Raw genomic sequence first — 9,879 nt, 5'->3', positions numbered from 1 at the left:
TGGTAGTGTCCTTAAAAGTGTGTAATTCATCTTTCCTTTCTCTGTACTTCCACTGTTATTTTATTCTTTTCTTTCCAGTTCTTGAATTGATATATTCTCCTTTCATATGTCGTCTTTGTTTCCTCCATCGCCACGGCCGCCAGGAGGAAGATGACGGACTTCTCTGATGGCATGGATGTTCTCATTTGGATGGTTCTCCTGTACTTCCTGTTGAGCCTTTCAATCCAGTTGGTCGTATATATGCACCTCTGCACTTGGGCCGGGAAGTCCATATACGTGAAGTAGGCACAGTTGCGTTCGGTCTTGTACTTTCTTAGTGCAGGATATTTCCTTTCCCATTTCTCGACAAAGGTAATGAATTGTTCGTATCCCTGCAAGGAATTCATCTCGTTGTTCTCCAATTGGAACACCTCACTGAGCTGCTGCGCCATTACTGGTTTGTCTTTATGTGATGCGCCGCTGAGTATCTGTCGCTTGACGTGTGCCACGCAGAACTGGTGTGCGGCACCTGGAAAGGCTGCACAGACGGCATTCTCTATTCCTTGCAATGCATCGGAAACGACTAAGTCTATCTGTTCGACGCCTCTTTGCTTCAAGGCCTCAAGCTCGTCTTTCCAGCACAGAGCCCCTTCTGTGGGATGATTGACAACCGTGAGCACCTCCCTGCTGCCGTCTTCCAATACCCCCAGAATGGTATAGTAGGCCTCCTTGGACACCTGTCTGTCCCTACGGGTGGAAATAAAGGTGGCGTCGATATAGACGGCTAAATAGTGGGAGGAAAGGCTACGGCAAAGCCACCGTTCGACGTCCTCACGGCAGCTACCGGCAAGATGCGATACCTGCTGCTTGCTGTAGGAACGACCATAGACGCAATTGGAAATCTCGCCTATCTGCTCCGTGGTAAGACCTTTGGTGTAGAGGAGGTTGAACAATTTGGCACGTTCCTCGCTTTCGCTGCGTATCAACCCTAAGAGAATGGGATAGAAGTTCCCGCTGCGACTGCGCGGAATACGGAGCGAGAACTCAAAGCCGTGACTGTACCAACGGCGAGAACGGAAGCCATTGCATTGCTCATGGGCATTTTCGCTGACGAACAACTCTCGTTCATGATACATCAGGGAGTTCATGATTAATGACTGAAGGGTAACAAAACCCTCGCTGCTGCTTGTGTAATTCGAAAGAATTTCCGAAATTTGCGAATGTGTAAGTTTCATTTTTTTCTTTTTTAAAGTTATCAAATACAAAGATAAGAAAAAAGAAGCTTACACACTTTTATAGGACAGTACCTGTCAGTTGTTCTCTTTCATCATTTAAGATACTTCTATGGAGAGAGTGTCTGATTAGAGGGGACCTACTTTTTGAAAAACAAGCCCGAAGTACCAATTAAAAGGACTTCGGGCGGAATATTTATGCTCTTTTGGTTTTAGCGGACAGCAATAGAACAAAATATGTCAAATCTCATGATTTTCTCGATTAATACCATCTGATGGTGTTGTTGATACCGCTTTGCTTCTCGTATTTGAGCGCATCGGTGAGTGTGGCTGCATTGCAGCGGAAGGTGAAGTTGTAGGTAGTGTAAGGTCTGAGAACGATGGAGGCACTCATGTTGAAGCAGTGTAGGTCGCGTGAGATGGTGGCGGTAGTCATGCTCATGGTATGATTTTCGAAGTCGTAACCTGTGGAGAAGTTGATGTTCCATCCATCGCTGATGCGAATGTTACCGCTGACGTTGAGGGTTTGAGTATATTTGTAAGGATATCTCATCGATTTCTTGTTGAATTTTCCCTGTTGATTTTCTCGCATGGAGATACCATATCCTATGGTCAGCGACCATGGCATATTGAAGCGCATGTAGCCATCTTCATCTGTTTCGGCGATGCTGCTATTCGATTTCTTTTTGGCAGAGTGTTTTCCGCGTTCCAAATTCTCATCCATATTGGTTTCGATGTTTGGATCCACGCCCTCATCATCATTCTTATTGTCGTCTTCATTCTTGACTTCTCCGCCTCCAAACCATTTTTTTAGTTTCTCCGGGGTCAGCGTGAAAGAGAAGTTTTGCGACATTCCTTGAAATCTCGGGAAACGTCCGTATCCCCATTCTGTGTGGTTTCCTACATACGGTTTTCCGTTTTCATCAAATTCATAAGCATAGGTGGCGAACTGGGCATTCATAGAGAACGTATAGTTCTTCCACCATTTCAAGCGTAGGCGCACGCTTAGGTCGCTCCAGCGGTGGAAATCGGTTGCGGCGTTGTACGACATGGATGCGCCCAGCTCATCGATGAGGCTTATTTTCCGGAATCCTGTTGAGTCCTTATCGCTCTTGATTTTCATCTCAAGGTTGTTGCTGATGTCCCATGAAATCATTTCTGTCTTGTTCTTTCCGGGCACTCCGTACATTCCTTCCTCGTATGGAGAGTATTCCACGAGCCGTACGTTTCCATCGGCATCCGTGTATTGATAACTGTCATGGTATCCGTAACGCCTTGCCCCGAAGTTGGGTGAGTAGGAAAGACTGATTTGTGGCGTGATGACATGGCGTATAGCTTGTATCTTATCGCCGAATAGTTTGCGGCTGGGAATCCAAAACCCATAGAGCTTTGTGCCGGCTGTGAGGTTCAGCGACCAATTGTAAACGTTGTAAAACCCGGACAAAGTGTCTTTTCTTTCTTTTCCTATCGTTTCATCCCACGAGCGTTGCACTTTGCTGGTGTACATTCGATCGGTGAAGTTGAAAGAAGGAGAAACGTTGAGATAGTTCAGTATCGTGAAGTTGCCTTGTATGGGGATGTTATGCTGAAATCCGTGTTTCCATTCTTTCATGAAATCCGACTTCAGTATTTTGTCTTCTTTCGCATAGATGGAGTTCGACAACTGTCCGGTGTAGCTCATGGAAATCTTCTCATACCATCTTTCCTTGCCCACGGCGCGCTTGCGTTTGAAAGGATTGAAACGGCTGAGACTGATGTTCAGGTCGGGCAAGGTGAGTTGGATGGTTGAGTTGCGCATGTTCTGCGAAAGGTTGGCTGTGGTGCTGAGCGATAATCCTATGCTTGAGAACTGTGTGCTCCAACTCACCGAAGATGTACGTGTGGATTGCGTGAGCGTCTGTGGGTTGTACATGCTGTTGAGGTTGTTGCGCTCATAGCTTGATGTGGCGAAGTTCACGCTTGCCGAGAGCGAGCTGTAAGGATTGGCTTTGGGATCTTGTCGGTGACTCCACTGCATCTTAAAGCTTTCTTCTTGTGTGTAATCGGGTAATCCTTTGTCGCCTGTCTTCGTACTTTGATAGCTGACGAGGATAGATCCCGAGTAGCGATACCTTTTGCGATAGTTGCTTGCGGCACTCACTCCCCATGAGCCCCTCGTATAGATTTCTCCCAGCAACTTTAAGTCCCATTTGTCGTTGATGGCAAAGTAGTAGCCGCCATCGCGAAGATAGAAACCCCTGTTCTGTTCCTCACCATAGCTGGGCATGATGAAACCGCTGGAATATTTCTTGGAGAAGGGGAAGAAACCATATGGTATTGCGAGTGGGAGAGGGACATCTGCTACCACAAGGTAAGCCGGTCCGAAGACGACATCCTTTCCCGGGCGCACTTTGGCGCGCGACAAGGCGATGTAGAAGTCGGGATGTTCCAAGTCGCATGTGGTATATCGACCACGCTGCATGTAAACCATGCCGGTGGAGTCGCGTTTGGCTTTCTCCCCACTGAGGAACCCATCATCCTGTGCCGTGTAAACGTCTTTTATCATTCCCTTTTGCGACTTGAAATTGTAGGCCATCGTGTCGCTGGAATATTGTTGTTCGCCCAATGAAAACTCCGGTTTCCCCTTGATTCCGCCTTCCGAAGTAGAGTCTGCCGTGCCTGTGGCGTGTACCAAGTTGCTGTCTAAATTTAACACCACCTTGTCGCTCGACAACTTCATGTTTTGGTAATCTACCTTGGAGTTTCCATAGAGATACGCCACTTGTGCACCGGCGTCATAGACCAGTGAGTCTTCTGCTGAATAATTGATGGGTGATTCTATTCCGTTCGATCGCGCTCGCATTACGCTGTCTGCCCGTATGGAGTCGTCTATTGCTTTGTTGTGCTGATAGATTGCCCGTTTCAGCGAGTCCATTCTTGTCGTGTCGGTTTTTGAAAGCGTTACCAAAGTTGTGTCATTGTCTCTATCTTGCTCGTTGTGTGTCGCGTTCGCTATGGATGTGCTGTCAGTGGGAATCGTGTGGAAACTGAATGTGTGGAGGGCAATATGCGTGTCAGCCATCGCAAAAACGATGACAAGCACGAATAGGAATATGACCGTCTTTCTTCTCATTGCCTAATAGCTTGCAAAATTAAGCAAATAATGGGGATTATGAATGTTATTTCTTTATTTTAACTTTTAAGGCTCAAACATTCGTTTCCATTCCCTGAAACGCAGTAATCCTTTCTCTCCGTAGCGTGCAATGCTTTTCTCTGCCCGCTCGTAAGTCTTCACCTCATCAAGTCGGGTCTTGGAATAGAATTTGTCAGCATAGCAAATAAGCTGTTCTTCGAGTGTTTCAGGCAAGAAATTCTTGTGCGGCAGCGGAAGGTTTTGTTCAATGATACTTTTCTTTGACAGCCCGGCTCCGGTGTGTCGCTCGCACACTCTCGCATGACGTGGAAAGCCTTCGCTTCTGAGCAGTTCCGCTCCCAATATGCCATGCCTGATGTAAGGCTCCGTGCCATGACAACAGATGCCGGGCGCATCGCACTTGAAGATGCCTATGTCGTGCAGCATGGCGGCTTCTTCGATGAAGTCGCTGTCGAACGAAAGCTCCGGATGAGAAAAAACAATCTGTAGCGCGCGTTGCGTTACAGATTGATTATGTGTGATGAGGATATGGCGCAGCTCATTATCCTCGGGGTAAAACTTGTCAATGATTGACCGGTAGTCCATTAATTCTCGGGTCTTTGAATATATGCGATCACATCACCCTTGTTAATCTTGGAGCCTTGTTTCGCATTGATTTCAACCAATTGTCCGCCAAGTGCGGCAGGCACTTCCACAAACTCTCCCCATGGGGCTTGCAGATAGCAGAGTTTGTCGCCTTCGGCATATTCTTTTCCGATGAATGGTTCTGTGGCTGCCACAACTTCTCCATCTCCTTGGAACTCCCAGAACACCTGTCCTTTCACCGGTGCCACGATAGCGTCTGCCTTTGCGTGCTTGAAAGCGGTTGCTTCCTCCATGCTGACCTTTGCTCCAAGTTTGGCATCCTTGGCTTTCTGCAAGTCGGCGAGGAAGTTTTTCTTTGCTTGTCCGCTCTTGTAGTTGCGGTACTGTTCGGGGTGCATGGCCAATTCCAGCAGCTCCTCGTCGTCCTGACCATAGTCCCAGCCGTTATCGTCCATTTCTTTGCGGAAGCTGTCGAGTGCGTTTTCAAGTAATGTATGCGGATCGGCATCGGTGAACTCAAGACCTTTCTTCTTTGCCAAATCAACCAATTCCTGATCTATCTTTCCGGGTACTTTGCCACTCTTTCCGAGTATCATTCCCCACATGGCATCGTCCATCATTACGAATCTTCCCTTTCCTTGTTCTATGGTGAGCAGGTTCATCAATGCGATGTTCTTTGTGTATTGGGAGAATGGTGTTACCAATGGAGGATAACCCACGCGTGGCCAAACGTAAGCCACTTCGTCGAACAGTTTCACCAGCATATCGTCAACGCTCAGCTCCGGCTCGCCTTTCTTTGCGCGGAGATTGTTGATGGTGGCGCGAATACCGCCGAGATCGGACATCATGGAGCCCATCATTCCACCCGGAAGTCCGCAACCAAGCAACAGAGAGCTCATGAGTTTGTTCTGTGGATTGATGAAATAGCCGAGCCATTCGTCAATGAATTCCTGTGTCATGGCACGTGCTTTCATGTAGGCGTCCATGTTGATTTCCGGAACATCAAAGCCGGCGTTCTTCAGCATACTCTGCACAGAGATGACATCCGGGTGTACTTTACCCCAAGACAGCGGTTCTATGGCGCAATCGAGGATGTCGATACCATTCTTTGCCACCTCCAGCATGGATGCCATTGAGAGACCGGGACCGGTGTGCCCATGATATTCAAGAATGATGTCAGGATGCTTCTCCTTTATCATCTTCGTGAGCCGACCGAGGAATGCCGGTTGTCCGATGCCTGCCATGTCTTTCAGACAGATTTCTTCTGCTCCCGCAGCTATTTCCTCGTCGGCAAGTTTGCTGTAGTATTCCAATGTATGAACAGGCGATGTGGTGATGCAGAGCGTACCTTGCGGTGTCATGCCTGCCTCCTTGGCCCATTTTATTGATGGGGCAATGTTACGGATGTCATTCAGCCCGTCAAAGATGCGTGGTATATCTACTCCCTGTGCGTGTTTTACCTTATACATTAATTGGCGAACATCATCGGGAACCGGATACATGCGGAGTGCGTTCAGACCGCGGTCGAGCATGTGGGTCTTGATACCTGCCTCATGCAATATTTTTGTATAAGCGCGGACAGAGTCGTTAGGGTTCTCTCCTGCAAGCAAGTTTACTTGTTCGAATGCGCCACCATTGGTTTCTACGCGTGAAAAGCAACCCATTTCAACAAATATGGGCGCGATACGCACTAATTGATCTTTGCGTGGCTGGAACTTACCGGAGCTTTGCCACATATCTCTATATATGAGACTGAATTGGATTTTCTTGGCCATATTTTATTATCTTTTCTTGTTCAATGTTGTCGTAATTGCTCACTGGCAATCCACCGTGCAAAATTAGGAAAAAAAAACTGAAAATCGGCTTATTGCCTTGTTTTTTTGCAATAATTGACTTTCCTTTCTTCTTCACAAGATGATGGAACAAGTGTTCCGGGCGGTGATTTCCTCTTTGTTTGAAAAGCGCGAAGAAGTTGTTTTCAGGCGAGTGCGATGCCTTCCGTGGGCCATTGCTTTGAATGGTTTTCCGATGGCTGTCCATATACGATGAAACACTACCCGATTGATAACGATTGCCGGTTCGTTCCTTATGCGGACAAACAGTGCTTTTGCCCCCCTGAAGAGGGATGGAACGACCACGATTGGCAATGTAACATCTGCAATGTTTTATTTTTTTTGAGGGACTGATTTGGAAATAATAAAGCAAATTAGAGCCAAAGCTTAGCTTTCGCAAGCCAAAAGCTTAGCTTTTGAGTGGTAAAAGCTTAGTTTTTAAAATGGGTGTTGTAAGTTGTTGATTAGCAAGGTGATAGAAAGGCGTCAGAAAACACTCTTTTTATCCACCATATTGTTAGAATTCAAACCCGAAGTTGATGTAGAAATAGGGCTTGTGTGTCTTGTCAGAATATCCAAGAGAGGCTCCCAGCGGTCCCAAGAATTTCAGGTTATAGAAATAGCCCACTTCCATACCCACTTTCGGAGAATGGTCGAAAAGATTGTTAAGGTCGTGCCCATCCTCGTAAGTCCCCAATCTGAAAATCAGGTAATTATTATCAGCTATCTGTTGTTGCAATTTCAGTTGGATGGCAATCCACTTGTTTTCCACCATCTCTACGTGCCCGACTCCCGCGAAAGGCATCTGCTGTTCCTCTAAATAGTGTCCGAACCATGCCCCACCGATGAAGTTTTGCAAATGAAACAAGGTAAGGTCGGTCATTCTTCCGGCACTGAAGTCCTCCGTTGTGTTTAGTGTCTTTCCCTTTTTCCCTGTGAGCATTCTCCCGTAAATCATAGGTTGGAAAGTCAGATGGTTGTTCAATGGGAAATTCATTCTCCATGACGCCTCTACGATATTGAACCCCACGTGTCCGTCGTAGTCCACGAAGTTTTTGGTTACATATCTGTAATCGGCATGAAAACGAGCCCCTTTGGTGGGAAAGTTCCACCCATTTTCAGAGTTGTAATCCACGGTGGCATGGTAATCCATGAAGTGTAGATTCTTTCTTGGTTGATTGTTGCCCTCATAATTAATTCCCACGAGCAAATCATTGTAATTGATATAATCGAAGCGTGTTCCTATCTTCACGTTAAAGTTTCGGATGTTGAAGTCGAAGAGTTGGAACGTGCCCCTGTGCTGGTCATATAAGGCATTGGAGAGCCTGTTGCCGTTGTCGTAGATATTGATGTCGTTGTGCCTGTAAGTGTAAGAAAGCGTCATGCGTCCGTAAGTCCAAGGCGTGATATTGAGGTTGCTTTTCACCATAATTCTCTTGCCCAGTCGCAGGCTCAGATCTATATCGAGTGGCATTTTGGTGTTGAAGCGTAAAGTGCCGTTGGCTTGCAGTGCCACCATTTCCTCTGTATCGAACCGAATGCCCAAACCCACGCGACTTTGTTTTTTTTCTTTTGCCACTATCTTCACATCGTATAAATCGTTTTCATTGGGAATGGGTGTGAAATAACTATCTGCATCCGTATAGAAAAGATTTACGCGCAAGGTGGCAACCATGTCATCCACCTCGTTAAGTGTAATGAATTGTTTGTTTTTGAGTTTGTACTTCTTGGTGAGAAAGGCAATGTCTTTCTCCTCCATGTTCTCGAAAAGAACTTTCCGAAGGCGCATTGTCTGCGGCAGTCCCACTACCTTTGCCGATGCAGGCTTTTTCGGCATGTAATCGTTGGGCAGTCCCAATTCTCTCTTTAGCGACATCAGGCTGTCCCAATGCTTCATGGCTTCCTGTTCTCCGCGGACTATCAAGGTGTCGATTGCCTTTTTCGTAAAACTTGCCGCTGTGTACCCTTTTGTGTCGCATCGGATGAGGATGTCTGTTGCCTGCATGTTCGCTTCGTATTTGTTCATGCAGTTCACGTCCACAATTTGTCCCAATATCGACGAACCGTTTTCCAAATCGTCTGCTGTCTTTGGTTCCCCCTGCACGGTTACGCCTATCACCACATCGGCTCCCATCTTTCGAGCAATATCCACGGGGAAATTATTACGCAAACCGCCGTCCACCAGCATCTTGTCCCCCTCCCGAACCGGAGCGAACACTCCGGGAATGGACATGGAGGAACGCATGGCCTTGGCGAGAATGCCCTCCTGCCAAACCACTTCGGTGTTGTCCACGATATTGGTTGCCACACAGGCAAAGGGTATGGGCAGTGTGTTAAAATTGATGGAGTCGATATAGTTTGCCGTAAGTTTTGAGAAAAGCGACATCAGGTTCTTTCCCTCGATAAAGCCACCCGACTGAAACTTTTTCTTTTTACTGAGCGAGAAGGTCCGGGATAGGAAATAAGTGTTTTGTTTGCGTCGTTCGTCTATACTCTGTCGGTTCATGCCGGCCTTGTCGGAGAGCAGAAATCCCCAATCTTGTACGTGCACCAGCGAGTCAAGTTTATGCGAGTCGTAACCTATGGCATAAAGCCCGCCCACCAAAGCACCCATGGATGTACCCGTGATGATGTCAATGGGAATGCCTGCCTTCTCAATCACACGCAGTGCGCCGATGTGTGCCATGCCTTTCGCACCTCCACCACTGAGCACGACTGCCACTTTCTTTCTTCGAACCGTGTCGGCTGGTTGTGCGAAGAGGGTGGGGCAAAGGCTCGCGAAGAGCAAGATAAGTAAGAATTTCTCAAGAGATGACCGCATGACCATATATGATTTTTACTGAATGCAAATGTACGAAAAAAGCTCCGATTGAGAAATCTTTTTCTTGGAATTGTCTCAAACGGGCTTTCTCCTTGCTACTGAGCGCAGAGTCAACCAGCAAGTGCAAAATTATAAAACGTATTTGAAGAATTCACACTTTGGAGTAGAAAAGTTTAATTTTTCTCTCGGTCTTTCGTTCAATTTCTTTTGTATCGACATAATTCTCTTGTCTGTGTAATGTTCAAACGAATCCTTTTTCGGTATATATTGTCTGATTAGTTTATTTGTATTCTCAAT

At 46.7% G+C, this 9,879-nt stretch carries 5 protein-coding genes; all 5 read right to left on the bottom strand.

Annotated features, from left to right (window positions below; all coding sequences use genetic code 11):
- Positions 1–26 precede the first annotated feature (26 nt).
- Positions 27–1,214 carry an IS256 family transposase gene (locus E0E16_RS06290; protein ID WP_130829501.1) on the bottom strand — a complete coding sequence of 396 codons (1,188 nt, stop codon included), beginning with the start codon at positions 1,212–1,214 and terminating at the stop codon, positions 27–29.
- Positions 1,215–1,473: 259 nt separating this feature from the next.
- Positions 1,474–4,323, bottom strand: a complete 2,850-nt coding sequence (locus E0E16_RS06285) for a putative LPS assembly protein LptD (RefSeq protein WP_130829587.1) — start codon at positions 4,321–4,323, stop codon at positions 1,474–1,476.
- Between the two features lie 66 nt (positions 4,324–4,389).
- The gene (locus tag E0E16_RS06280; protein WP_130829586.1) at positions 4,390–4,929 is read right to left on the bottom strand and encodes an HDIG domain-containing metalloprotein; all 540 of its coding nucleotides are present in this window, start codon (positions 4,927–4,929) and stop codon (positions 4,390–4,392) included.
- Positions 4,929–6,704 (bottom strand): oxaloacetate decarboxylase, encoded by a 1,776-nt coding sequence (locus tag E0E16_RS06275; RefSeq protein WP_130829585.1) that lies wholly within the window; start codon positions 6,702–6,704, stop codon positions 4,929–4,931. Before E0E16_RS06275 ends, E0E16_RS06280 begins: the two co-directional genes overlap by 1 nt.
- Before the next feature lie 574 nt (positions 6,705–7,278).
- Complete coding sequence (locus E0E16_RS06270; protein WP_240048126.1) at positions 7,279–9,582, bottom strand: patatin-like phospholipase family protein; 2,304 nt, start codon at positions 9,580–9,582, stop codon at positions 7,279–7,281.
- Positions 9,583–9,879 lie beyond the last annotated feature (297 nt).

This window comes from Prevotella rectalis (assembly GCF_900607215.1).
GTDB classification, from domain to species: domain Bacteria; phylum Bacteroidota; class Bacteroidia; order Bacteroidales; family Bacteroidaceae; genus Prevotella; species Prevotella brunnea.
Note: the sequence above shows the minus strand (reverse complement) of the source record. Positions and strands in the feature narration are given on the sequence as shown.